This window comes from Streptomyces sp. TSRI0281, assembly GCF_001905125.1.
Classification (GTDB): Bacteria; Actinomycetota; Actinomycetes; order Streptomycetales; family Streptomycetaceae; genus Streptomyces.
In genome coordinates this window covers 94,918-119,662 of the sequence record NZ_LWLE01000013.1, presented here as the reverse complement: position 1 = coordinate 119,662, position 24,745 = coordinate 94,918, and the positions used below count along the sequence as shown (strand labels likewise).

Genomic DNA, 24,745 nt, shown 5'->3' with positions numbered 1-24,745 from the left:
GAGAGACTGGTCTAGACAACCGTTGATTCGTGAAGGGCAGAACCATGGCTGAGCGCCGCGTAAACGTCGGTTGGGCCGAGGGCCTGCACGCCCGCCCCGCTTCTATCTTCGTCCGTGCCGCCACGGCTTCCGGCGTCCCCGTGACGATCGCCAAGGCCGATGGCAACCCGGTGAACGCCGCCTCCATGCTCGCCGTGCTCGGTCTGGGCGCTCAGGGCGGCGAGGAGATCGTGCTCGCGTCCGACGCCGACAACGCCGAGGCCGCCCTGGACCGTCTGGCGAAGCTGGTCGCCGAAGGTCTTGAGGAGCTCCCCGAGACCGTCTGATTCCTTCTCGGAACAGAATGGCTTCATTCCTCGAAAGAGCCGTGGCACCCGACAGGGCGCCGCGGCTCTTTCGTCTGTACCACCCGCACCGTCGAATTCGGGCAGCGGGAATTTTCGGGCAGCAGAAATAAAGCCCTCCGGAACCTCCGGAATTACTCTCCTTTGTATACGGCGCAATTGTTAATGCCGGGCACTTGCGACGTTTACGCCGTGTTGCGAACTGCTCACCCGGCCGCGGCCCGCCGTGCGGCCGCCCGCGCGGTCCGTGCGGCGCGGGCGGTGCGCGGCGACGGCCCGCTCCGCGTGCTGGACGGCCAGCGCCCTGGCCCGTTCCGCGTCGCCCCGTGCCACGGCGTCCACGATGGCACCGTGCTCAACCCAGGAGTCGACGGGCCGGGCGGGCTGCTCGACGGCGTACATCCAGGCGATCTTGTGCCGGAGCTGGGTGAGGAGCGCGATGAGGCCGGGGCTGCCGGATGCCTGCGCGAGGGTCTCGTGGAACCAGCCGCCCAACGAGCGCAGATCCTCGCCCTCGCCCCGGCGGGCACGCTCCTGACCCAGCCTGACCAGGCCGCGCAGCACCTTGAGGTGGGCGTCGGTGCGCCGCTGGGCGGCTCGTGCGGCACCGAGCGGCTCCAGGAGCATCCGGATCTCCAGAAGGTCCGCGGCCTCCTGCTCGGTGGGCTCGGCCACACAGGCACCGGCGTGCCGGCGGGTGACGACGAACCCCTCGGACTCCAGGGTGCGCAGCGCCTCGCGGACCGGGACCCGGGAGACCCCGTAGCGACGCGCGAGCACCTCCTCGGTGAGGCGGCTGCCGCGCTCGAAGACACCGGAGACGATGTCGTCACGAATTGCCGTGCATACCGAATGCGCGGGAATGCGCATGTCCGAACCTCCGCCTTAATCCCCGCGAAACGCGGCCGATCGACGCCTGCTCTTCGACTCTATGGCAATCGGCCGGAATTTCCGATGGCAGGCCGGAATTCAGGGATATCTTTTGGCCACGGAGCGGTTCGGCGGCGGGTTCGGCCGCAGTTTCGACCGGCGGCATCGACCGGGGTCCGGCCGCGGCTTCGAGCGGGGGTAGCCGCAGTTTCGACGGCGGGTCCGGTCGGGGGTTCGGCCGCGGTCCGGCGGGCGGACCGGCGGGCCGGCGGGCGGATCGCCGAAGGCCCCGGCGGGAAGCCGGGGCCTTCGGGAAAGCGTGCCCATGGGACAGCCGAGAAGCGTGGGTCAGACGTTCAGACCGTGGGCGCGCAGATAGGCGACCGGGTCCATGTCGGAGCCGTACTCGGCGGTGGTCCGCGCCTCGAAGTGCAGGTGCGGTCCGGTGGAGTTGCCGGTGGAGCCGGAGAGGCCGATCTGCTGGCCGGAGGTGACGCTCTGGCCGACGGAGACGCCGATGGAGGAGAGGTGGCCGTACTGGGTGTACGTGCCGTCCGTCATCCGGAGCACGATGTTGTTGCCGTACGCGCCGCCCCAGCCGGCTTCGACGACCGTGCCGGCGCCGACCGCGACGACGGAGGTGCCGGAGGCCGCGTGGAAGTCCACGCCGGAGTGGCTGCCGGACGACCAGAGCGAACCGCTGGACTTGTAGCCGGTGCTGACGTACGAACCGGCGACCGGGAGGTGGAAGGAGGTCAGCCGGGTGCGCTCGGCGGCGCGGGCGGCGCGCGCCTTGTCCTCGCGCGCCTCCTTGGCGCGGGCCTCGGCCTTGCGCTCGGCCTCCGCCTTCGCCTTGGCTTCCGCCTCGGCCTCGGCCTTCGCCCGTGCGGCCACTTCGGCCTGGTGCTCCTGGACCTCCGCCTGGGCGTCGATCCGGTCGGCGAGGGTCGCCTCGATGGCGATGACCTGGGTGAGGCCGGTGTCGCTGACGCTGTGGGCCTCGGAGTCCGCGGCGAGAGCCGGGGTGGCCATACCGCCGATGACGCCGGTGGTGGCCAGAGCCGCGACGCCGACGACCTGGACACGCTTGCGCGTCAGGCGGCTCGGGGCACGGTGCTTCCCGGTGACACGGGTGAACGCCATGGAGGGCTGATCCTTTCCTTCCTTCTCGCCTACCGGGTTAGCTGACGGGTTCGGAGCAGGAAGGTCTCCTACGGACACCGGGGGTCCCGTACGGGACACGGCATCCGATTCACCCCAGGGACTTCATGGGTCCCCGGCTCCCCAGGCTCGCGCCTGACGGGGACTCGGCGATGGCTGCCCGGCGCCGCGGACGCGGCATACGGGTGACGGACAGCGGAGCCGACGCTAAGCGGGGCCGCTTTCGCTCACCAAACGGACAGCCGGTTTTGTCGCACATCCCACAGGACAGACAGGCAACCTTCCCCAAAAAGCGGATGAATAGGGCAAAGGAGAAGACCCCAGCGATATGGATCACGCCGGGGCCCCTCTCCTGCCGTTTCGCGGCAGCGCGAACAGACCGGTCAGCCGCTGACGACCGACACCTCACCGATACCGAGTGCCCGCACGGGCTCCTCGATCTGTGCCGCGTCCCCCACGAGGACCGTCACCAGCCGGTCCACCGGGAACGCGTTGACCACGGCGGCCGTCGCCTCCACCGTGCCCGTCTCGGCGAGGCGGGCGTACAGGTGGGCCTGGTAGTCGTCCGGAAGGTGCTGCTCGACCTGGTCGGCCAGCGTGCCGGCGACCGAGGCGGCGGTCTCGAACTTCAGCGGGGCCACCCCCACCAGGTTCTGCACGGCCGTCTCGCGCTCGGCGTCCGTCAGTCCTTCGGCGGCCAGGGTCCTCAGGACCGTCCAGAGGTCGCCCAGCGCCGGGCCGGTGGACTCGGTGTCCACCGAGCCGCTGATCGCCAGCATCGCGGCGCCCGCAGCCCCGGTGGACGAGTCGGGAGCCGTCGAGCGCAGGACCTGACCGAAGGCCCGGACCCCGTAGGTGTAGCCCTTCTCCTCGCGCAGCACCCGGTCCAGCCGGGAGGTGAGGGTGCCGCCCAGGCAGTAGGTGCCCAGCACCTGCGCGGGCCAGACGCTGTCGTGCCGGTCGGCGCCGATCCGGCCGATGAGCAGCTGCGTCTGCACCGCACCGGGACGGTCCACGATGACCACCCGGCCGGTGTCGTCGGCGGTGATCGGCGGCACCGGACGGGACCGGGCGGAGTTGCCGGACCAGTCGCCGAGGGTGTCGGCGAGCAGGGCGTCCACATCGATCCCGGTGAGGTCGCCGACGATCACGGCCGTCGCGGTGGACGGGCGGATGTGCGCGTCGTAGAAGGCGCGCACGGCCGCCGCGTCGATCCGCCGCACCGACTCCTCGGTGCCCAGACGCGGGCGCGACATCCGCGCCGTCGCCGGGAAGAGCTCCTTCGAGAGCTGCTTGGCGGCGCGCCGGGCGGGGTTGGCCTGCTCGTGCGGGATCTCGTCCAGCCGGTTGCCGACGAGACGCTCGATCTCGCTCTCGGCGAAGGCCGGGGCCCGCAGCGCTTCGGCGACCAGGCCGAGCGCCTTGGCCAGCCGGGAGGCCGGAACCTCCAGGGAGACCCGGACACCGGGGTGGTCGGCGTGCGCGTCGAGGGTGGCGCCGCAGCGCTCCAGCTCGGCGGCGAACTCCTCGGCACTGTGCTTGTCCGTGCCCTCGGAGAGCGCCCGCGACATGATCGTGGCCACGCCGTCCAGGCCCTCGGGCTCGGCGTCCAACGGGGCGTCCAGGAAGATCTCCACGGCGACGACCTGCTGGCCGGGCCGGTGGCAGCGCAGCACGGTCAGCCCGTTGGGCAGGGCACCGCGCTCGGGGGCGGGAAACGCCCAGGGCCGCGCCACGCCGGGGGTGGGCTGCGGGTGGTACTCCATGGCTACTCCAGTCACGGCGGCGTCGCTCACTTGTCCGCTCCCTCGGGCGCGTCGGTGCCCTCGGCGGCCTCGGCGGCCTCCGGGGCGTCGGCCACGGCCTCGTCCGCCGGCTCGACCGGCTCATAGACCAGGACCGCCCGGTTGTCGGGGCGCAGGGCCGCTTCGGCGGCGACCCGGACCTCCTCCCCGGTGACGTCCAGCACGCGCTGCACGGCGGTCAGGGCGAGCTGCGGGTCGCCGAACAGCACGGCGTACCGGCACAGTTCATCGGCGCGGCCCGCGACCGTACCGAGCCGGTCCAGCCACTCGCGCTCCAACTGGGCCTGGGCCCGTTCCATTTCCTCGGGCGTGGGGCCCTCGGCGGCGAACCGGGCCAGCTCCTCGTCCACCGCGGCCTCGATCTGCGGCACCTCGACGCCACCGGACGTCTTGACGTCCAGCCAGCCCAGCGAGGGCGCGCCGGAGAGCCTCAGCAGCCCGAACCCGGCGGCCACCGCCGTACGGTCACGGCGGACCAGCCGGTTGTGCAGCCGGGAGGACTCGCCCCCGCCCAGCACGGTCAGCGCCAGATCCGCGGCGTCGCACGCGCGCGTGCCGTCGTGCGGCAGCCGGTAGGCCGCCATCAGCGCACGCGCCGGGACCTCCTCGTGCACCACTTCGCGCAGTTGCTCACCGATCACCTCGGGCAGCGTGCCGTCGCGCGGCGGCTGCTTGCCGTCGTGGGACGGGATGGAACCGAAGTACTTCTCGATCCAGGCGAGCGTCTGCTCGGGGTCGATGTCGCCGACCACGGAGAGCACCGCGTTGTTCGGGGCGTAGTACGTACGGAAGAACGTACGCGCGTCTTCGAGGGTCGCGGCGTCCAGGTCGGCCATCGAGCCGATCGGCGTGTGGTGGTACGGGTGGCCCTCCGGGTACGCGAGGGCCGTCAGCTTCTCGAACGCGGTGCCGTAGGGCACGTTGTCGTAGCGCTGACGCCGTTCGTTCTTCACGACGTCACGCTGGTTCTCCATGGACTCCTCGTCGAGCGCGGCGAGGAGCGAGCCCATGCGGTCGGCTTCCAGCCAGAGAGCCAGCTCCACCTGGTGGGTGGGCATGGTCTCGAAGTAGTTGGTCCGCTCGAAGCTGGTCGTCCCGTTGAGCGAGCCACCGGCCCCCTGTACGAGCTCGAAGTGCCCGTTCCCCTTGACCTGGCCCGAGCCCTGGAACATCAGGTGCTCGAAAAGGTGAGCCAGGCCGGTGCGTCCCTTGACCTCGTGGCGCGAACCGACGTCGTACCAGAGGCAGACCGCGGCGACCGGGGTCAGATGGTCCTCCGAGAGCACCACACGCAGACCGTTGGCCAGGCGGTGCTCGGTCGCTGTCAAGCCGCCGGAGCCGGCCTGTGCTGTGGCCGTGTGACCCATGGGCATGTACGTCCCTTCGATCGCGATACTGATTTTCCTGCCAGACCTGCCACTGTAAGCAAGCGCACCGACACCTGGCGAAGTTCCCGTTCCGTCGATGTTGTCGTAGATGCTGCCGCAAGCGGGCCCCTCGGTGGGCCCCGGCGGAGCGCTTCGGACCGCTTCGGACGGGTCGAGGTCGGCGTTGTCAGTGCGGCGGTCCACAATGGTCCGCGTCAGAACCTCAGGTTGCCCGAACAGAATCTGTGAAGGAGTCGCAGCCGCGATGGCCCGCCGTAGCACGAAGACCCCGCCGCCGCCGGACGACTTCGAGGAGAAGATCCTCGACATCGACGTCGTCGACGAAATGCAGGGCTCCTTCCTCGAGTACGCGTACTCGGTGATCTACTCCAGGGCCCTGCCCGACGCCCGTGACGGTATGAAGCCCGTGCACCGCCGCATCGTGTCCCAGATGAACGAGATGGGACTGCGCCCCGACCGCGGCTATGTGAAGTGCGCCCGCGTGGTCGGCGAAGTCATGGGTAAGTTGCACCCGCACGGCGACGCGTCGATCTACGACGCCCTGGTGCGCATGGCCCAGCCGTTCTCGATGCGGCTCCCCCTCGTCGACGGACACGGCAACTTCGGCTCGCTCGGCAACGACGACCCGCCGGCCGCCATGCGTTACACCGAGTGCCGGATGGCCGACGCCACGTCATTGATGACGGAGTCGATCGACGAGGACACCGTCGATTTTCAGTCGAACTACGACGGCCAGGAGCGGGAGCCGGTCGTCCTCCCGGCCGCCTATCCCAATCTCCTGGTCAATGGCGCGTCCGGGATCGCGGTCGGCATGGCCACCAACATGCCCCCGCACAACCTGGGCGAGGTCATCGCCGCGGCCCGCCACCTCATCAAGCACCCGGCCGCCGACCTGGAAACGCTGATGCGGTTCGTCCCCGGTCCCGACCTGCCGACCGGTGGCCGGATCGTGGGCCTCGGAGGCATCAAGGACGCGTACGCCGCGGGACGCGGCACGTTCAAGATCCGAGCGACCGTCGCCGTGGAGGATGTGACGGCGCGCCGCAAGGGCCTCGTCGTCACCGAACTGCCCTTCGCCGTCGGCCCGGAGAAGGTGATCGCCAAGATCAAGGACCTGGTCTCGGCGAAGAAGCTCCAGGGCATCGCGGACGTCAAGGACCTCACCGACCGTGCCCACGGCCTGCGCCTGGTCGTCGAGGTGAAGAACGGCTTCGTGCCGGAGGCCGTGCTGGAGCAGCTCTACAAGCTGACGCCGATGGAGGAGTCCTTCGGCATCAACAACGTGGCGCTGGTCGACGGCCAGCCGCTGACCCTGGGCCTCAAGGAGCTGCTGGAGGTCTATCTCGACCACCGCTTCGAGGTGGTCCGCCGACGCAGCGATTTCCGCCGTGCCAAGCGCCGCGATCGGCTGCATCTGGTCGAGGGCCTGCTCGTCGCGCTGCTCGACATCGACGAGGTCATCCGGCTCATCCGGGACAGCGACAACTCGGCGCAGGCGAAGCAGCGGCTCATGGAGCGCTTCTCGCTGAGCGAGATCCAGACGCAGTACATCCTGGACACCCCGCTGCGCCGGCTCACCCGGTTCGACCGGATCGAGCTGGAGAGCGAGCGCGACCGGCTCACCAGCGAGATCGACGCGCTGACCGCGATCCTGGAGTCCGACACGGAGCTGCGCAGGCTCGTCTCCTCCGAGCTGGCCGCGGTGGCGAAGAAGTTCGGCACGGACCGGCGCACGGTGCTGCTGGAGTCCGCGGGCTCACAGATCGCCTCCGTACCGCTGGAGGTCGCGGACGACCCGTGCCGGGTACTGCTCTCCTCGACCGGTCTGCTGGCCCGTACGGCCAACGGCGATCCGATCGTGGTGGCGGAGGACGCCAAGCGCGCCAAGCACGACGTGATCGTGTCGGCCGTACCGGCCACGGCCCGCGGCGACGTGGGCGCGGTGACGTCCACCGGGCGGCTGCTGCGGATCGCGGTGATCGATCTGCCCCAGCTGCCGGACACCCACGCGGCCCCCAACCTCTCGGGCGGGGCACAGATCTCGGAGTTCCTCACCCTGGAGACGGGCGAGGAGCTGATCTGCCTCACCACGCTGGACGAGTCCGGGCCGGGCCTGGCGATCGGCACCCTCCAGGGAGTGGTGAAACGGGTGGTGCCCGACTACCCGGCCAACAAGGAGGAGTTGGAGGTCATCTCCCTCAAGGACGGTGACCGCGTCGTGGGCGCGACGGAGCTGCGTACGGGCGAGGAGGACCTGGTCTTCATCACCTCCGACGCACAGTTGCTGCGCTACCCGGCGGCGCAGGTGCGCCCGCAGGGCCGGGCGGCCGGAGGTATGGCGGGCGTCAAGCTCACCGCGGGGGCTCAGGTGCTCTCGTTCGCCGCGGTGGACCCCGCGGCGGACGCGGTGGTGTTCACGGTCGCCGGGTCGCACGGCACGCTGGACGATGCGGAACTGACGTCGAAGCTCACCCCGTTCGACCAGTACCCGCGCAAGGGCCGGGCGACGGGCGGAGTGCGCTGCCAGCGCTTCCTGAAGGGTGAGGACGTCCTGGTGTTCGCCTGGGCGGGTGCGGTCCCGGCGCGGGCCGCCCAGAAGAACGGCACCCCGGCGCGGCTGCCCGCGCCGGATCCGCGACGCGACGGTTCGGGCACACCGCTGCTCCAGCCGGTGGCGGTGATCGCCGGACCGGTGTAACCGGCCCGGCGGCCGGCCACCGGGCCGAGGGCTGGTCCTCCCGCAGTCCCCCGGCCCGCCGGAGGACTGCGGGACAGCCCTCAGTCCGCGTCGGCCGGCTGTTGTACGTACCTCAGGACGCCCCACATGCTGCGCTCATGGTGCTCCTGACGCTCACGGTCCACGTGATCCTGGGACCCGGTGCGCGACGCGTCGTGATGCGCGTCCTGCCGGGCGTCGTGGTGTGCGTCCTGCCACGTGTCGTGATGCGCGTCGTGCGGCCCGGCGCCCGGTGAGGTGTCCCGGGCATCGTGAGGGACGTTCGCCGTATCGGCGGGCACGCGGCAGTCGGTGAGTTCCTTGTGCAGGGCCTCGGCGTCGATGCCCGAGCCGATCAGGACCAGCTGGGTGAGCCGCCGCTCGCCCCGGGCCCAGGGCCGCGGAACGAAGCGCAGGAACCTGCCCACCGCGTGCAGGGCGTACTTGTTCGCCCGGTCACCTTCGCCGAAGTCGGCGAACCCCTTGATCCGGTAGAGGCCCTCGGGCCTGGAGTCGAGGAACGCGAGGAACCGGCGGGGGTCCATCGGCCCGTCGGAGGTGAAGGCGACGCTCTCGTACGCGGCGTGCAGATGGCTCGTGTGCCCCTCCTCCCCCGGCTCGCACGCGTCGAGGAGCAGATCCTCGAAGGTGAGCTGACGGGCCTTCTCCTCGGCATCCGGCCGCACCGCGGGGTCGAAGAGCAGCTCGGGGTCGATCCGGCCGTGAACGGCGGAGATGACGGCCGCCCGGCTGCCGAGGGCCGCGACTTCCGCGCGCAGCCGCTCGTGCTCCGCCCCGTCCACCCGGTCGGTCTTGTTCAGCACGACGAGATCGGCGACGGCGAGATGGCGGACGATCTCCGGGTGGCGTTCCCTGGTCCGGTCGAACTCGGCGGCGTCGACGACCTCGACCAGTCCCCCGTACAGGATGTGCGGGTTGTCGCTGGCCAGCAGCATCCGTACGAGCTCCTGGGGTTCGGCGAGGCCGCTCGCCTCGATGACGATCACATCGAGGCGGGCGGAGGGCCGCGTCAGCGTCTCCAGGAAGGTGTCGAGTTCGCTCGCGTCGACGGCGCAGCACAGACAGCCGTTGCCGAGCGAGACCGTCGAGCCGACCTGCCCCGCGACGGTCATGGCGTCGATCTCGATGGCCCCGAAGTCATTGACGATCACGCCGATCCGGTTGCCGGCCCGGTTGCGGAGCAGGTGGTTGAGCAGCGTGGTCTTGCCGGATCCCAGGAAGCCCGCGAGGACGACGACCGGGATCTGCGGGGTGCGGGGCGGGGTCAACGGGGGCCTTCCTCGGAATGTCGTCAGGGTGCCGGGACCGGCTGCGGCGGAGGCGTACCGACGTAGCGGGCCGCCGGGCGGATGATCTTCGAGTCCTCCGCCTGCTCCAGGATATTGGCGCTCCAGCCGACCACGCGCGCCGCGCAGAAGGTGGGCGTGAACATCTCGCGCGGCAGCCCGCAGAGCTCCATGACGACCCCGGCGTAGAACTCCACGTTGGTGTGCAGCTCCCGTCCCGGCTTGAGCTCGGCGAGGATGGCCTCGACCTGTCGTTCCACCTCGACGGCGAAGTCGACGAGCGGGCCGCCGAAGCCCTGGGCGATGCCCCTCAACATGCGGGAGCGCGGGTCCTCGGTGCGGTAGACGGGGTGGCCGAAGCCCATGATGCGTGCGCCCGAGAGGACCTGTTTGCGGATCCAGCCGTCGATACGGTCCGGGGTGCCGATCGCGTCCAGCGTGTCCAGGGCCCGGCTGGGCGCTCCGCCGTGCAGCGGCCCGGAGAGCGCGCCGACGGCGGCGACCAGGCAGGCGGCCATGTCGGCGCCGGTGGAGGCCACGACCCGGCCGGTGAACGTCGAGGCGTTGAAGCCGTGGTCGACGGTGGAGATGAGGTACTGCTCGACCGCCCTGACGTGCGCGGCGGCCGGTTCCGCGCCGGTGAGCATGTACAGGTAGTTCGCGGCGTAGGGCAGGTCCTCGCGCGGCTCCACCGGTTCGAGGCCCTGGCCGAGCCGGTACAGGGCGGTGAGCACGGTGGGTACGGCGGCGCAGGCGGCGAGGGCGTCGTCGCGGCGGCTCGGGGCCCCGATGTCGTACAACGGGCGGAATCCGGCCGAGGCCCCGAGCAGGGAGAGCGCGGTGCGCAGTCCGGCGAGCGGGCCCGAGACCGCGCCCGCGCGGGCGATGGCGGGCAGCGCCCCGCGTACCTCGGCGGGCAGTGGGCGAAGGGCCGCGGTGCGGGCGGCGAAGTCGGCGCGGGCGGCCCGGTCGGGCAGCTCGCCGTGGAACATCAGGTACCAGACGTCCTCGAAGCTGCGGGTCCGCGCCAGCTCGATCGCCGAGTACTGGCGGTAGTGGTAGAAGCCTTCGCGCCCGCGTACGTCGCCGAGAGCGGTGTCGGTGACGACGACGCCCGCGAGGCCGCGGGGTACGTCGAGGGGGGCGGTGCTGTGGGTCGTGGCCGGCATCTCAGGATCTCTTTTCCGTGACTCCCAATATTGATTCGACTGTCCATGCTTGACTTAATTCCTGTCAATATTGATTGAATCAATGCGTGTGCATCGATGGAAGCTGAGGAATGCATGGATACGGTGGGCACCATGACGGATCAAGCAGCGCACGCCTCGGGCTCCGGCTCCGGCCGCGACACCGGCTCGCGGTTCGGCCCCGGCTCCCGCTCCGAGCAGGAGGGCGCGGCCGAAGGGCGACGGCTCACCACACGGGAGACCGCCGAACTGCTGGGCGTGAAGCCCGAAACGGTGTACGCGTACGTCAGCAGGGGCCAGCTGAGCAGCGTGCGCGCCCCCGGCGGGCGCGGCAGCACGTTCGACGCCGTCGAGGTCGAGGCCCTGGTCCGTCGTACGGGGCGGCGCGAGCACACACCGGCCGGGAACGATCTCGTCTTCCGTACCGGCATCACCCTCATCGAGCAGGACCGGTACTACTTCCGCGGGGTCGACGCGACCGAGCTGGCCCGGGAGTACGGCTACGAGGAGGTCGCCGAGTGGCTGTGGACGGGTGAGCTCCGGCCGGGGGTGCGCTTCAACGCACCCGCCGAGGCGCTCGCCGCGGCGCGCCGGGCGGTCGGCGCACTGCCCGCGCACAGCGGCTCGACGGACCGGCTGCGGGTGGCGGTGATCGCCGCGGCGGCCGCGGACCCGCTGCGGTTCGATCTGTCGCCCCGCGCGGTGCTCAGCAGCGCCCGCAGCCTGATTCCCACTCTGGTGGGCGCACTTCCGGTGATCGGGGGCGCGAAGCCGGGCGAGGGCGCCGAGCGGGACGAGAACGGCGAGCGGGACGAGGGGGGCTCCGGCACGCTCGCCCGGCAGCTGTGGCCCAGGCTCACCGCGCGGCCCGCCGACCCGGCGTCGCTCGCGGTGCTGGACACGGCCCTGGTCCTGCTGATCGACCATGACCTGGCGGCCTCGACACTGGCCGCCCGGGTCGCCGCGTCCGCCCACGCCCATCCGTACGCCGTGGTCTCCGCAGGTCTCGGCGTTCTGGAGGGGCCGTTGCACGGCGCCGCGAGCGGCCTGGCCCACCGGATGCTGACGGAGGTCGTGGACCGGGGCGGCGCGGCCCCGGTCGTCGCCGATCATCTCCGGACCGGCCGCCGGATTCCGGGGCTGGGACACCGGCTGTACACGGGTGAGGACCCCCGTGGCCGGACCCTGTTCGCCCTGCTGGAGAAGGTGCCACAGGCGGCCGACGCACTGGCGGCGGCCCGTGATGTGGTGAGCACGACAGCCCGGCACACCCCCCTGCACGCCAATATCGACCTGGCCCTCGCTGTCCTCTCGGTCTCCTGCGGCATGCCGGCGGAGGCGGGCGAGACGGTGTTCGCGGTGTCCCGCACGGCGGGCTGGATCGCCCATGCGCTGGAGGAGTACGCGGAACGCCCACTGCGGATGCGGCCCAGTGGACAGTACGGAGGCCCCCGCCCGCCGCAGCCGTTGCCCACACCGGCCCCAGGGGAAGGACACGGGGAGGATCCGCCCCGGTAGTCGTGCGGCGAAGGCATCCGGAGCCTTCCGGCCCAAAGCCGTCCGGAGCTGTCCGGGGCCGCCCCGAGCCCGTCCGGAGCCCGTCCCGCGAAGCGTCATCCGGCGAGATTTCCGGAAGGGCGGGAGCTGGCTCTACCGTTCGTACGATGAACACCCCACCGACCACCGTCCGGGGACCGCGCCGGTTCGGCTGGCCGAAGCGGGTCTTCTCCCAGGTGCTGCTGATGCAGCTGACCATCATCACCGGTGTCACGGTGCTGGTCACCGGCCTCTTCCTGGCCCCGCTCAGTGCCCAGCTCGACGACCAGGCGATGCGCCGCGCCCTCGCCATCGCCCAGAGCACGGCGGCCCAGCCGCAGATCGCGCGGGACCTCCTCACCACGGAGCCCTCGCCGCGAGGCCCTGTGCAGTCCGTGGCCGAGCGGATCAGACGGGCCACCGGTGCCGAGTACGTCGTGATCATGGACGGCAGAGGAGTGCGCTGGTCGCACACCGAGACCCACCGGATCGGCAGGATCGTGTCCACCGACCCCAGCGAGGCGCTCGCGGGCCGGGACGTCATGGAGATCGACAGCGGGACTCTCGGCCGCTCCGCCCGCGGCAAGGTGCCGCTTCTCGACGCGTCCGGTCAGGTCGTCGGGGCGGTCTCGGTCGGAATCGCGTACGACAGCGTCCGCGCCCGGCTGCTCGCGGCGATCCCCGGGCTGCTCGCGTACGCGGGCGGAGCACTGGCCGTCGGCGCGCTGGCCGCCTATCTGATCTCCCGCCGCCTCCAGCGGCAGACCCATGACCTGGCGTTCTCCGATATCTCCGCGCTCCTGACGGAACGCGAGGCCATGCTGCACAGCATCCGCGAAGGAGTGGTCGCCCTGGACCGGACGGGGCGCGTCCGGCTGCTGAACGACGAGGCACAGCGTCTGCTGGGCCTCGGCCCGGACATCGCCGGCCGTCCCCTCGACGAGGCGCTGGGCAGCGGGAGGACCGCGGATGTGCTGGCCGGCCGGGTCGTCGGTGACGATCTCCTGACCGTACGGGGCAACCGGGTCCTGCTCGCCAATCGGATGCCCACGGACGACGGTGGCGCCGTGGTGACCCTGCGCGACCGCACGGAGCTCGAACATCTCGGCCGTGAACTCGACTCCACCCGTGGCCTGATCGATGCGCTGCGCGCCCAGGACCACGAGCACGCGAACCGTCTGCACACCCTCCTCGGCCTCCTGGAGCTGGAGATGCACGAGGACGCCATGGAGTTCGTCACCGAGGTCGTCGGGGTCCACCGGGCGACGGCCGAACAGGTCACCGAGAAGGTACGCGATCCGCTGCTGGCCGCTCTGCTGGTCGGCAAGGCCACGGTCGCCGCGGAGCGCGGTGTCTCGCTGCGCATGGCGCCCGGCTCGCTGCTGCCGGACCGGCTGGTGGACCCCCGGGGTCTGGTCACGGTCGTCGGCAATCTTGTCGACAACGCCCTGGACGCGGCGGCCGGCTCCGCCGAGGCGCGCATCGAGGTGGGCCTGCGGACGGAAGGCCGTACGGTGGTCCTGCGGGTCCATGACAGTGGTCCCGGCGTGCCCCCCGGCCAGTACGAGTCGATCTTCACGGAAGGCTGGTCGACCAAGGAGCTCCCGGCACACGGCAAGCGGGGTCTGGGACTTCCGCTGGTGCGGCGGCTGGCCGAGCGCCAGGGCGGCAGGGTGGCCGTCGCGGAGTCCGCGGACGGCGGAGCGGTGTTCACGGTCGTGCTGCCGGAAGCCCTGAGCGAACCGGAACCGGGCGGCACACCGGTCCCCGCGCATCCGGCGACGTCAGGAGAGAACCGTTGATCCAGGTCCTGGTCGTGGACGACGACATCCGGGTCGCGCAGATCAACGCGGCCTACGTCGCCAAGGTGCCCGGTTTCCGGGTGGCCGCGCAGGCCCACTCCGCGGCCGACGCCCTCGCCAGGGTCGAAGAGGTCCCCGTGGACCTGATCCTGCTCGACCACTACCTTCCCGACAGGAACGGCCTCGCGGTGGTACGTGAACTGCGCGGCCTCGGCCACCACGTCGACGTGATCATGGTGACGGCGGCACGCGATGTCGCCACGGTCCGGGCGGCGATGCGGCACGGTGCGCTCCAGTACCTGGTCAAGCCGTTCACGTACGCGGGTCTGCGGACCAAACTGGAGGCGTACGCGGCACTGCGCCACGCCCTCGACGGAGACGGCGAGGCCGAGCAGACGGAGGTGGACCGGCTCTTCGGCGCACTGTGGGCGGCCGGCGAACCCGACCTCCCCAAGGGGCACTCACCCACCACGGCGGAACTGGTCCGGCAGGCGCTGCGGACCGCCGACAACCCGCTCTCCGCCCAGGAGATCGCGGAAAGCGCCGGAATGAGCCGCCAGACGGCCCAGCGCTATCTGAAGCTCCTGGAACGCACCGGCCGGGTCCGCCTGACCCTGCGTTACGGCGAGACGGGCCGCCCGGAACACCGCTACACCTGGGCGACGGGCACCTAGCACCACCCATCACCCGTCGTGACCGGCCCGGCCTGGAGGACCGGCACGACCCGGTACGACCGGCCGAGGCCGGGCCGAGGCAGTACCGCGACGGCCCGGGACTGAGCTCCCCCGCTACACCGCACCCGCCCCTGTCAGGGCGCGGACCTCCGTCTCCGCGTGCTTGGCCTCGTCGGGCGGACCGGGTGAGGTGACCGTGCCGATCCATCCGGCCAGGAAGCCCAGCGGGATGGAAACGAGTCCCGGGTTCTCCAGGGGGAAGAGCTGGAAGTCGGCCCCGGGGAACAGGGAGGCGGGGCTCCCGGAGACGACCGGGGAGAACAGCACGAGGACGACGGAGGGGATCAGACCGCCGTAGACCGCCCAGACCGCGCCCCGGGTGGTGAAGTTCCGCCAGAACAGCGAGTAGAGCAGCGCCGGAAGGTTCGCCGAGGCTGCCACGGCGAAGGCCAGACCCACCAGGAAGGCCACGTTCAGATTCTGGGCCATGAGGCTCAGCGCGATGGCGACCGCCCCGATACCGGCGGCGGCGATCCGGGCGACAGCCACCTCGCCGCGCTTCTCGACGCCCGAACGCCGGAGCGAGGCGTAGAGGTCGTGGGCGACGGAGGCGGAGGAGGCAAGCGTGATCCCGGCCACGACGGCCAGGATGGTGGCGAAGGCGACGGCCGCGACGACCGCGAAGAGAACCGTTCCGCCGGTGGAACCCTCACCCCCGCCGAGAACCAGGGCCAGCAGCGGAACCGCCGTGTTCCCGGCCGCGTTCGAGGCCCGTACGTCCGCCGCCCCGACGAGCGCCGCCGCCCCGAACCCGAGCACGATCGTCATCAGGTAGACGGGGACGGACGAGGTGCCGACGGCAGCGCGCACCGGGCGCTCCGCCATGCGGGCGGCGACCACGTCCGCGAGTGTGAACCGGCCGCAGTTGCGGACGAGTTCGGCGACGAGCAGCAGGACGACCAGCCAGGCGACCAGGAAGCCCACCGAGTAGAGCATGCCGTCGTATCCGAAGAGGGCGATCAGCCCGGAGATCCCGAGGAGTGAGGCCGCCGACAGGTAATCACCGCCGATGGCGAATCCGTTCTCCATGGGCGAGAACAGCCGCCCCCGGCGTAGAACTCCTCTGCGGAACCCTGCCGGTTACGGCTCACCCAGGTGGTGATGCCGAGCGTCACGGCGATGAACGCGCCGAAGAGCAGCAGCGCCAGCGTCTGATGGTCCCTCTCAACGCGTGATACCTCTCGTCATCTCCTGGGTGTCCCACCGGAGATCGAGCGCCGCCCGGTCCCTGTGCAGTCGCGCGTGCCGGGAATACGCCCAGGTGAGCAGGAACGTGGTGAGGAACTGCCCGAGCCCCGCGACCATGGCGACATTGACGGCACCCGCCACGGGGCGGGCCATCAGCCCGCTCGCCGTGGTCGCCGCGACGACATAGGCGAGGTACCAGAGGAGGAAGGCGGCAACGGCGGGAACCACGAAACGCCGATAGCGGCGGCGCACCTCGCGAAACGCCTCGCTGCGCTGCACCTCGACATAGATGTCGGCCGTGCTGAGCCCCTGCCGCGGGCCCACCTGTCCCGGTACGCCGCCGGGTGCGCCGCGGCCGATGCTGCCCGGCTCGCCCCGGCCGGAAACCGACGCGTCGTACCACGGGTCAACCAGCCGCACCCCGGCGGCATCGGACCCTGCTTCCTTCTCCGCCGAGCAACTCCCTTGCCCGCGGGCCTCCTTGGCCGCGCAGCCAACCATGGGCAGATCGGGAAGACCCCGGGTTCATCATTCGCCGGGCTTCACCTCTTCACGTGACGGGGGATCCGGGCGGGTGTGCGAGTCCCCGAACGTACGCGTAGCGCACCGCCTGCGCTCTGTCGCGCACCCCCGTCTTGGCGAAGAGGTTGTTGATATGGGTCTTCACCGTCGCCTTCGAGATGTGCAGGCTGCGGGCGATCTCGGGATTGGACAGTCCCTCGGCAGCGAGCACGAGCACCTCGGCCTCACGGGGCGTCAGCCCGTCGGGCAACTCCGCCGAGGCGTCCCGGGCGTCCGGGACCGGGGCCGCGGTGACCCGCTCCACCAGACGCCTCTGCACAGTGGGGGACAGTCCGGCCTCGCCCGACAGCACCGCCTCGATGGCCCGCACGATCTCTTCGCCCCGGGAGTCCTTGGTGAGATAGCCGCGCGCTCCGGCCCGCAGCGCGGTGAGGAGCGAGTCGTCGTCCGCGAAGGTCGTGAGCACCACGACCTGCGTGCCGGGGAACTCCTGGCGGATACGTCGTGTCGCCTCCACCCCGTCGCAGCGGGGCATCCGCAGGTCCATCAGGACGACATCCGGGGCGAGCTCGGCCACGAGCCGGACCGCCTCGTCCCCGTCCTTCGCCGATCCGATCACCTCGATTCCGGGCAGCAGCCCCAGCAGCATGACGATGCCTTCGCGGACCACCGCCTGATCGTCGGCGACCACTACCCGCGCGCTCACGCGGGCACCCGCAGATTCACCACGAACCCCTCCTCACCCGGCCCGGCGTCCAGCGTCCCGCCGAGCAGTTCAGCGCGCTCCCTCATCCCCAGCAGACCGTAACCGGAGCCGCTGACAGTCAGCTCGTCCGCGGACCGGCAACCACCCGAATCGCGTACTTCCAGGGCGATCGCGTCAGGCAGGTACTCCAGCGTCACGAGCACGGTGGACCCCGGCGCGTGCTTGCGTGCGTTGGTCAACGCCTCCTGCGCCACCCTCCTGATCGCCTGGGACGCTTCCACCGGCAGGTGCCTGCGCTCTCCCCGCACGGTCACCCGGGCCGGGTCGGCGACCATCAGATGGCGCAGGAAGTCCTCCACCGGGGTCATCTCCCCACGCAGCGCGGAGAGCGCCTGCCTGGTCTCCGTGAGCCCGTCCCGCGCCATGGACCGGGCGGCGACCACCCGTGCCAGAACCTGATCCCGGAACTCGCCGGGCGGTTCCCGCTCGATCAGCAGCCGGGCCGCCTCCAGATGCACGAGCTGTGCGGAGAGACTGTGGGCAAGCACGTCGTGGATCTCGCGGGCGATCCTGGAACGCTCGTCCAACGCGGCCGTCCCGGCCTCTGCCACCCTCGCGGCCCGCTCCTGCTCCAGAAGCCGCTGACTGTTGCCGCGGGCCTCCGCGTCGAGCCGCAGGACATACCCCGCAAGGCAGAGCCCCCCGGTGGTGACCGCCGTGGTCAGCCACCCGTCGCCCTCGACGACCGCGTAGGCGCCGAGGGCCACCAGCGTGGACGGCACGGCCGCGCTGAGCGGGAGCCGCTCCAGAGCCGTGACCGCACATCCGCACCACAGCACCGCGGCGAGCATCCCGGCCCCCGCTTCCTGTGCTCCGAACGCCGCGAGCAGGAGGAGCACCAGCAGCGCCAGCGACGGCCACAGGCGGTGATGCAGAGTGGTGCGGAGGAAGGCCCGTGCGGCCACGGCGCAGCCTGCCACTCCCAGCAGGCCGGTCACGATCCCCCAGGGCCCGAATCCCGTGTCGTTGTAGGTGCTCCAGAGCAGACCTGCCAGCACGGCGACCCGCACGGCCCACCCGATCATGGCCCGGTGATGGGTCCGGTTCATCCTGGCGAGGGCTTCCCGGGACGGCCAGCTCGTCCAGGCGCTGCGGGTCACACGCGGTCCTTCCAGGCCGATTGCGCCGATATGCCCTGGGCGGCGACACCGTACGACGGACGCATCTGCCGGGCCCGCCAGGTCAGCACCCCACCGCGTGCGAACAGCGTCATGGCGAGTGCGGCCAGCAGTGCGGCGGTGCCCTGGTGTATGCCCAGCAGCAGCGCTCCCCCGGCCAGAGCCGCCCGCAGAGCCACTCCGCCGGTCCAGACGAAGACGGTGGCTCCGGTGCCTCGGCTCCACAGCGTGCCGTCCTGCTCGCGCCACAGCCGGGCCGTCCAGCCCCAGCCGGCGCCGGTGACCAGCCCCACCAGGAGTCCGGCCCCGAGAATCACCAGGGACAGCACCTCGTGGCGCGGATCGGTCAGCCCCTTCTCACGCACGGAGAGAACAAGCAGAACGCCCGGCAGAAGCCACCATCGCTTGTCCTCGGCGATCCGCCGCGCGGAGAACTGGCGGACCACGACGAGAGCGATGACGGCGACGATCACCAGGACGTTGAAGAGCCCGGACATGGCAGCCTCCGAAGTGCGGGAAGGTTCATCGCCTTCGACGCTACGGAGTCGCCGGGGCCGGCAGATCGGCCCGGGGGTTGATCGTGGGTGGAGACGTGGTCTCCACCCACGGGTGGAGACCTGTCAGACGTCGATGCGCGAGCGGTCCAACGTGGCCGCCGAGCTGGTGATGAACTCCTTGCGGGGGGCGACCTCGTTGCCCATCAGCAGATCGAAGACCTGCTCGGAGGATTCCAGGTCCCCGATGTTGATCCGGCGCAGCGTGCGGTGGCGCGGATCCATGGTGGTCTCCGCCAACTGGTCGGCGTCCATCTCGCCGAGACCCTTGTAGCGCTGGATCGAGTCCTTGTACCGGACGTTCTTGCGCTGGAGCTCCAGCAGCGTCTGGCGCAGTTCACCGTCGGAGTACGTGTAGATGTACTTGTCCTGGCCCTTCTTGGGCTGGACCAGTTCGATCCGGTGCAGCGGCGGAACCGCGGCGAACACGCGTCCCGCCTCGACCATCGGACGCATGTACCGCTGGAAAAGGGTCAGCAGCAGGCATCGGATGTGGGCGCCGTCGACATCGGCGTCGACCAGCAGGACGATCTTGCCGTAGCGGGCGGAGTCGATGTCGAAGGTCCGCCCGGACCCCGCCCCTATGACCTGGATGATGGCGCCGCACTCGGCGTTCTTGAGCATGTCCGAGACGGATGACTTCTGGACATTGAGGATCTTGCCCCGGATCGGCAGCAGGGCCTGGAATTCACTGTTCCGGGCCAGCTTGGCCGTACCGAGCGCCGAGTCGCCCTCGACGATGAAGAGCTCGCTGCGGTCCACGTCGTCGCTGCGGCAGTCGGCGAGCTTGGCCGGCAGCGAGGAGGACTCCAGCGCGGTCTTGCGGCGCTGGGCGTCCTTGTGCTGACGTGCCGCGATGCGTGTACGGGCGGCTGCCACCGCCTTTTCGAGCACCGCCCTGGCCTGGGCCTTGGCGTCCCGCTTCGTCGAGGTCAGGAACGCCTTGAGCTCCTTGGCCACCACATTGGCGACGATCCGGTTGGCGGCCGAGGTGCCGAGCACCTCCTTGGTCTGCCCTTCGAACTGTGGTTCCGCGAGCCGTACGGTGACGACCGCCGTGAGGCCTTCCAGGGCGTCGTCCTTGACGACGTCGTCCTCGGCCACCCGCAGCATCTTGGCGGAGCGCAGCACCTCGTTGACCGTCTTGGTGAGCGAACGCTCGAATCCAGACATGTGGGTGCCGCCCTTGGGGGTGGCGATGATGTTGACGAAGGACTTGACGTTGGTGTCGTAGCCGGTGCCCCAGCGCAGCGCGATGTCCACACCGAGCTCACGGGTGACCTCGGTCGGGGTCATGTGCCCGCGATCGTCGAGGACCGGGACCGTCTCCTTGAACGTACCCGTTCCGGTCAGGCGCTGGACGTCGCAGACGGCCTTGTCCTGAGCCAGGTACTCACAGAATTCGCTGATCCCGCCGTCGAAACGGAAGATCTCCTCCGTCTTGCCCTCGCCATCGATCCCCCGCTCGTCGCGCACGACGATCGTGAGGCCGGGGACGAGGAACGCAGTCTGGCGGGCCCGCTGGTACAGGTTCTCCAGATTGAGCTTGGCGTCCTTGAGGAAGATCTGGCGGTCCGCCCAGTACCTCACCCGGGTACCGGTACGGGTCTTCGGAACCCGCTTCGCCTTGCGCAGGCCATTGGCCGGATCGAACGGGCTGTCCGGCCCCTGCTCCGTGAACATGCCGGGGACGCCGCGCCGGAAGCTGATGGAGTGGGTCGCGCTGTTGCGGTCGACCTCGACGTCCAGGCGGGCGGAGAGCGCGTTGACGACGGAGGCGCCCACACCGTGCAGGCCGCCCGAGGCCGCGTAGGAACCGCCGCCGAACTTGCCGCCGGCGTGCAGCTTGGTCATGACGACTTCGATGCCGGACAGACCGGTCTTGGGCTCCACGTCGACCGGGATGCCACGACCGTTGTCGCGCACCTCGACGGACGAGTCGTCGTGAAGGATGACCTCGATGTTGTCGCAGTACCCGCCGAGTGCCTCATCGACCGAGTTGTCGATGATCTCCCAGAGGCAGTGCATGAGGCCGCGGCTGTCGGTGGACCCGATGTACATCCCGGGGCGCTTGCGAACCGCCTCGAGCCCTTCGAGCACGAGAAGGTGCCGCGCGGTGTAGTTGGAGCTGTCCCTGTCCACGGCGCCGCCTGCTCCGGTCAGCAGCGCAGTGGACGGCACGGACGTATCGGCGGTCACGCGGTTCGCTCCTCGCTGAATTTCATTTGGGGCCCAAGTGGGTAACGGGCTCGGCTTCGGTAGCCGCTGAGAGCCTACCGAGGCCTGGTAGAGCGGTTGTAACGCCACCCTCGGGGAATCCTCATGCTAGTCGAGCCGCTTCCAGGCTCGCATGAATGTTCGATCATTCGTTGGAGTGACGTGCACATCACGTTCCCTTCGAGGCATGAACCATTTAGGCTCCGGGCACGTCCTCATGAACAACCGGCAAGCCGGCCGGCGGACTGACCCAAGACAAGCAACGCGAAACCGTAGCGCTACGCAATACGGCACATTCGCCGCCAACCGTCAACAGACAGCCATCCTGAGAAGAAGTTTCGAAGAAAAGCCACGAGCGGGAACGTTTTCGGCCTGGTTGGATGTTGACCCTGGTACGACAGCTCGTCGAGCTAGAGAAGAGGCGACGTGACTACTGTTCTGACCCCCGCGAGCCCGCTGACCGCAGCAGACCGCTGTGACCGTTGCGGCGCCCAGGCATATCTGCGCGTCGTCCTGATCAGTGGCGGTGAACTGCTCTTCTGCGCCCACCACGGACGCAAGTTCGAGCCGGAACTCAAGAAGATCGCCGCGGAAATACAGGATGAGACGGACCGGCTCACCGCCGTACAGGCCAGTGCCGCCGAAGAGGAACAACACTGAGACCTCGCATCCACGACGAGCCAGGGGCCGGTCCAGGACCGGCCGACGGGCGACTCCCCGATGAGGGGGAGCCGCCCGTTCTCGTCGTTCCGCGGCCCTTCGGTTCAGATCCGGCCCGCCGCCCAGCCAATGGCAGCGGAGATCCGGGTGTACACCCCTGGGCTGTCGGCGTGCCCGCAGCCGCTGCCCCAGGAGACCAGGCCCACAAGCCGCCCACGGGCCACCAGAGGCCCGCCGCTGTCTCCCTGGCATGCGTCGTGCCCGCCCTCCGGATCGCCCGCACAGAGCATCGCTGAGGCGTCGTAGGCGCCCTCCTGGCCGCCCGGGTACGCCCGGGCGCACTCACTGTCCGGGAGAAGCTGGACACGGGCGGAGCGCAGAGCTGACGCGTATGTCCCGCCGCCGGTCGTGTCACCCCACCCGTAGACCACCGCATCGGTCCCCGTGGCGTAGGCGGCGTCGCCCTCCCGGGCCATCGCGATCACGCTGCTCTCCGGCAGGGCCGTGGCCAGAGTGAGCACCGCGAAGTCACCGGCATTCGTGACCGGGTCGTACCCCGGATTGGCCCAGGCCTCCCGTACCGGAATCTCCTGACCACCGGAACCGCGCAGCTGGTCCCGGCCCGCGATGATCCGCAGATCGCGCACCTGGCCCACATCACCACCGAGCACCTCGCCGCTCAGACAGTGGGCGGCCGTCAGCACCTTCGTCGGGGCCACGGCCACCGCGCCGCAGAACTGACCGGCGCGCGTACCTCCGAACCGGTCACGGCTCGACAGGGCCACCACCCAAGGGCTTTCCGCCACGGTGGCGGGCTGTCCGCCGATGATGATGGTGTCCGCGGCCGCGGCGGCCGGGGATCCGAACGGCATCAGTGCCGCCGCGGCGGCCAGGGCGAGCGCCCCCGTCAGGGCGGGGGCGACGGTGCGGGACATATGGACTCCTGACTCTACGGTGGACAAGGTTCACTCAGAGTTGTCCAGTGCAGAGGTGCCCGCACCCGCACAGGGCACGCGGAGCGACACAGGCCGAGGGCCCGGCTCCCCCTGGGGTACCGGGCCCTCGGCCTGTGTGTCGCTCTGTTCGGCCTCGGCCTAGTCGAGGTAGTCGCGCAGCACCTGGGAACGCGACGGGTGACGAAGCTTCGACATGGTCTTCGACTCGATCTGACGGATGCGCTCACGCGTCACGCCGTAGACCTTGCCGATCTCGTCCAGCGTCTTCGGCTGACCGTCGGTGAGACCGAAACGCATCGAGACCACGCCGGCCTCACGCTCCGAGAGCGTGTCGAGCACCGAGTGCAGCTGCTCCTGGAGGAGCGTGAAGCTGACCGCGTCCGCCGGAACGACTGCCTCGGAGTCCTCGATCAGGTCACCGAACTCGCTGTCGCCGTCCTCACCCAGAGGGGTGTGGAGGGAGATCGGCTCGCGACCGTACTTCTGGACCTCGATGACCTTCTCAGGGGTCATGTCGAGCTCCTTGGCCAGCTCCTCCGGAGTGGGCTCACGGCCCAGGTCCTGGAGCATCTGGCGCTGCACGCGCGCGAGCTTGTTGATGACCTCGACCATGTGCACCGGGATACGGATGGTGCGGGCCTGGTCGGCCATGGCGCGGGTGATCGCCTGACGGATCCACCAGGTGGCGTACGTGGAGAACTTGTAGCCCTTGGTGTAGTCGAACTTCTCGACCGCACGGATCAGACCGAGGTTGCCCTCCTGGATCAGGTCGAGGAAGAGCATGCCGCGGCCGGTGTAGCGCTTGGCCAGCGAGACGACGAGCCGGAGGTTGGCCTCCAGCAGGTGGTTCTTGGCGCGGCGCCCGTCCTCGGCGATGATCTCCAGCTCGCGCTTGAGCTTCGGCGCGAGCTTGTCCGAGTTCGCCAGTTTGTCCTCGGCGAAGAGACCCGCCTCGATACGCTTGGCGAGCTCGACCTCCTGCTCGGCGTTGAGGAGAGGGACCTTGCCGATCTGCTTCAGGTAGTCCTTGACGGGGTCGGCCGTGGCACCGGCGACGGCGACCTGCTGGGCAGGCGCGTCGTCCTCGTCGTCATCGGAGAGGACGAAGCCCTTGTTCTCGCCCTCGCCCTCCTCTTCCTCACCCTTGCCGGCCTTGACTTCCTCGGCCGCCTCGTCACCGTCGAGGAGCTCGTCGTCCTGCTTGCCGGACTTCTTCGTTGCTGTCTTCTTGGCCGCGGTCTTCTTCACCGCGGTCTTCTTGGCAGCCGTCTTCTTGGCTGCTGTCTTCTTCGCGGGAGCGGCCGCAGTGGCGTCGTCGGCCACCGCGTCCGCGCTCTCGGACGTCGAAGCGGCAGTGGCCGCGACGGTCCTCGTCACGGTCGTCTTCGCCGCGACAGTCTTGGTGGCGGTGCGCTTGACCGGGCTCTTCGCTGCGACGCTCTTGCGGGCGCGCTTCGGCGACTCCGCGGCACTGACCATCAGCGTCACACCCTCTTCCTCGAGGATCTGGTTGAGGCTGCGCAGAACATTCTTCCACTGGGTTGGCGGAATCTGGTCAGCCTCGAAGGCCCGACGCACGTCATCGCCGGCGATCTGCCCATCAGCCTTTCCCCGCTCGATGAGCGCCATCACAGACTCGGACTCGGCGATCTCCGGCGGGAGCGTACGGGATGTGCTGGCCGACACGAACAACCTCTCGGAACGATGGAAACGGCTTCCGGCCCGGCCCTGGAGAGGGCTGGAACCGACGACCGTCGACTGGGGATGTTGCCGACGGCGCGGGTTTGGCCTCAGAACTGCACAGCGCCCTGAATGGCTGCTGTATTCCTTCCGCGACGGTCACCTCTTAAGTCATCGCACTGTTTCGAGGAGTGTTACGCCCAATCCGCGTGGCCCGAGTCACACCTCATTTGC

Annotated in this window: 19 protein-coding genes, 1 pseudogene and 1 riboswitch; of the genes and pseudogenes, 6 read left to right on the top strand and 14 right to left on the bottom strand. The window is 70.1% G+C overall.

From position 1 onward, the window contains the following. Window positions 1-44 precede the first annotated feature (44 nt). Complete coding sequence (locus A6A29_RS21145; protein ID WP_018105371.1) at window positions 45-326, top strand: HPr family phosphocarrier protein; 282 nt, start codon at window positions 45-47, stop codon at window positions 324-326. Window positions 327-506: 180 nt separating this feature from the next. Here the strand turns inward: A6A29_RS21145 and A6A29_RS21140 are convergent, their stop codons facing one another. The 4 genes from A6A29_RS21140 to A6A29_RS21125 all read right to left on the bottom strand — a co-directional run bounded on the left by A6A29_RS21140 (window position 507) and on the right by A6A29_RS21125 (window position 5,553). Further along, window positions 507-1,214 (bottom strand): GntR family transcriptional regulator, encoded by a 708-nt coding sequence (locus tag A6A29_RS21140; RefSeq protein WP_073721962.1) that lies wholly within the window; start codon window positions 1,212-1,214, stop codon window positions 507-509. A 348-nt stretch (window positions 1,215-1,562) separates the two neighbouring features. Further along, window positions 1,563-2,357, bottom strand: coding sequence for a M23 family metallopeptidase (locus tag A6A29_RS21135; protein ID WP_073721961.1), 795 nt, complete (start codon window positions 2,355-2,357; stop codon window positions 1,563-1,565). A gap of 12 nt (window positions 2,358-2,369) precedes the next feature. Then, window positions 2,370-2,537, bottom strand: a riboswitch (cyclic di-AMP (ydaO/yuaA leader). Window positions 2,538-2,758: 221 nt separating this feature from the next. Continuing rightward, the gene (locus A6A29_RS21130; protein WP_073721960.1) at window positions 2,759-4,141 is read right to left on the bottom strand and encodes a M16 family metallopeptidase; all 1,383 of its coding nucleotides are present in this window, start codon (window positions 4,139-4,141) and stop codon (window positions 2,759-2,761) included. A 26-nt stretch (window positions 4,142-4,167) separates the two neighbouring features. Next, window positions 4,168-5,553, bottom strand: coding sequence for a M16 family metallopeptidase (locus A6A29_RS21125; protein ID WP_073721959.1), 1,386 nt, complete (start codon window positions 5,551-5,553; stop codon window positions 4,168-4,170). Window positions 5,554-5,812: 259 nt separating this feature from the next. On the opposite strand from A6A29_RS21125, the gene A6A29_RS21120 reads away from it, so the two are divergent. Further along, entirely contained in the window at window positions 5,813-8,266 is a 2,454-nt protein-coding gene (locus tag A6A29_RS21120) for a DNA gyrase/topoisomerase IV subunit A (protein ID WP_073721958.1), read from the top strand. A gap of 80 nt (window positions 8,267-8,346) precedes the next feature. Here A6A29_RS21120 and A6A29_RS21115 read toward each other — a convergent pair whose 3' ends face one another. Both A6A29_RS21115 and A6A29_RS21110 read right to left on the bottom strand, forming a co-directional pair. Continuing rightward, window positions 8,347-9,573, bottom strand: coding sequence for a CobW family GTP-binding protein (locus A6A29_RS21115; protein WP_073721957.1), 1,227 nt, complete (start codon window positions 9,571-9,573; stop codon window positions 8,347-8,349). A 23-nt stretch (window positions 9,574-9,596) separates the two neighbouring features. Beyond that, window positions 9,597-10,760, bottom strand: coding sequence for a citrate synthase/methylcitrate synthase (locus A6A29_RS21110; RefSeq protein WP_073721956.1), 1,164 nt, complete (start codon window positions 10,758-10,760; stop codon window positions 9,597-9,599). Window positions 10,761-10,892: 132 nt separating this feature from the next. Between A6A29_RS21110 and A6A29_RS21105 the strand changes: the two genes are divergently transcribed. From A6A29_RS21105 to A6A29_RS21095, 3 genes are all read left to right on the top strand, one after another. Further along, window positions 10,893-12,296: a citrate synthase gene (locus A6A29_RS21105; protein ID WP_079182926.1), complete on the top strand. Its 1,404-nt coding sequence runs from the start codon at window positions 10,893-10,895 to the stop codon at window positions 12,294-12,296. A 146-nt stretch (window positions 12,297-12,442) separates the two neighbouring features. Beyond that, window positions 12,443-14,116, top strand: a complete 1,674-nt coding sequence (locus A6A29_RS21100) for an ATP-binding protein (RefSeq protein ID WP_073721954.1) — start codon at window positions 12,443-12,445, stop codon at window positions 14,114-14,116. After that, window positions 14,113-14,790: a DUF7342 family protein gene (locus A6A29_RS21095; protein ID WP_073721953.1), complete on the top strand. Its 678-nt coding sequence runs from the start codon at window positions 14,113-14,115 to the stop codon at window positions 14,788-14,790. The genes A6A29_RS21100 and A6A29_RS21095 overlap by 4 nt, the downstream gene beginning before the upstream one ends. 114 nt (window positions 14,791-14,904) lie before the next feature. Here the strand turns inward: A6A29_RS21095 and A6A29_RS21090 are convergent. From A6A29_RS21090 to A6A29_RS21065, 6 genes and pseudogenes are all read right to left on the bottom strand, one after another. Continuing rightward, window positions 14,905-15,998: pseudogene (locus A6A29_RS21090) on the bottom strand (solute symporter family protein). Window positions 15,999-16,014: 16 nt separating this feature from the next. Next, window positions 16,015-16,539 (bottom strand): DUF485 domain-containing protein, encoded by a 525-nt coding sequence (locus A6A29_RS21085; protein ID WP_073721952.1) that lies wholly within the window; start codon window positions 16,537-16,539, stop codon window positions 16,015-16,017. A 49-nt stretch (window positions 16,540-16,588) separates the two neighbouring features. After that, window positions 16,589-17,266, bottom strand: a complete 678-nt coding sequence (locus A6A29_RS21080) for a response regulator (RefSeq protein WP_073721951.1) — start codon at window positions 17,264-17,266, stop codon at window positions 16,589-16,591. Next, window positions 17,263-18,426: a sensor histidine kinase gene (locus A6A29_RS21075; RefSeq protein ID WP_073721950.1), complete on the bottom strand. Its 1,164-nt coding sequence runs from the start codon at window positions 18,424-18,426 to the stop codon at window positions 17,263-17,265. Before A6A29_RS21075 ends, A6A29_RS21080 begins: the two co-directional genes overlap by 4 nt. Beyond that, window positions 18,423-18,941 carry a DUF1453 domain-containing protein gene (locus tag A6A29_RS21070; protein WP_073721949.1) on the bottom strand — a complete coding sequence of 173 codons (519 nt, stop codon included), beginning with the start codon at window positions 18,939-18,941 and terminating at the stop codon, window positions 18,423-18,425. The genes A6A29_RS21075 and A6A29_RS21070 overlap by 4 nt, the downstream gene beginning before the upstream one ends. A 123-nt stretch (window positions 18,942-19,064) precedes the next feature. Next, window positions 19,065-21,197 (bottom strand): DNA gyrase/topoisomerase IV subunit B, encoded by a 2,133-nt coding sequence (locus A6A29_RS21065; RefSeq protein WP_073721948.1) that lies wholly within the window; start codon window positions 21,195-21,197, stop codon window positions 19,065-19,067. Between the two features lie 444 nt (window positions 21,198-21,641). Between A6A29_RS21065 and A6A29_RS21060 the strand changes: the two genes are divergently transcribed. Beyond that, window positions 21,642-21,875: a DUF7455 domain-containing protein gene (locus A6A29_RS21060; protein WP_073721947.1), complete on the top strand. Its 234-nt coding sequence runs from the start codon at window positions 21,642-21,644 to the stop codon at window positions 21,873-21,875. A 104-nt stretch (window positions 21,876-21,979) separates the two neighbouring features. Here the strand turns inward: A6A29_RS21060 and A6A29_RS21055 are convergent, their stop codons facing one another. Together A6A29_RS21055 and A6A29_RS21050 are read right to left on the bottom strand one after the other, a co-directional pair. After that, window positions 21,980-22,810, bottom strand: a complete 831-nt coding sequence (locus A6A29_RS21055; RefSeq protein WP_073721946.1) for a S1 family peptidase — start codon at window positions 22,808-22,810, stop codon at window positions 21,980-21,982. 159 nt (window positions 22,811-22,969) lie between these two features. Continuing rightward, window positions 22,970-24,517, bottom strand: a complete 1,548-nt coding sequence (locus A6A29_RS21050) for an RNA polymerase sigma factor (RefSeq protein ID WP_073722020.1) — start codon at window positions 24,515-24,517, stop codon at window positions 22,970-22,972. Between the last annotated feature and the right edge of the window lie 228 nt (window positions 24,518-24,745).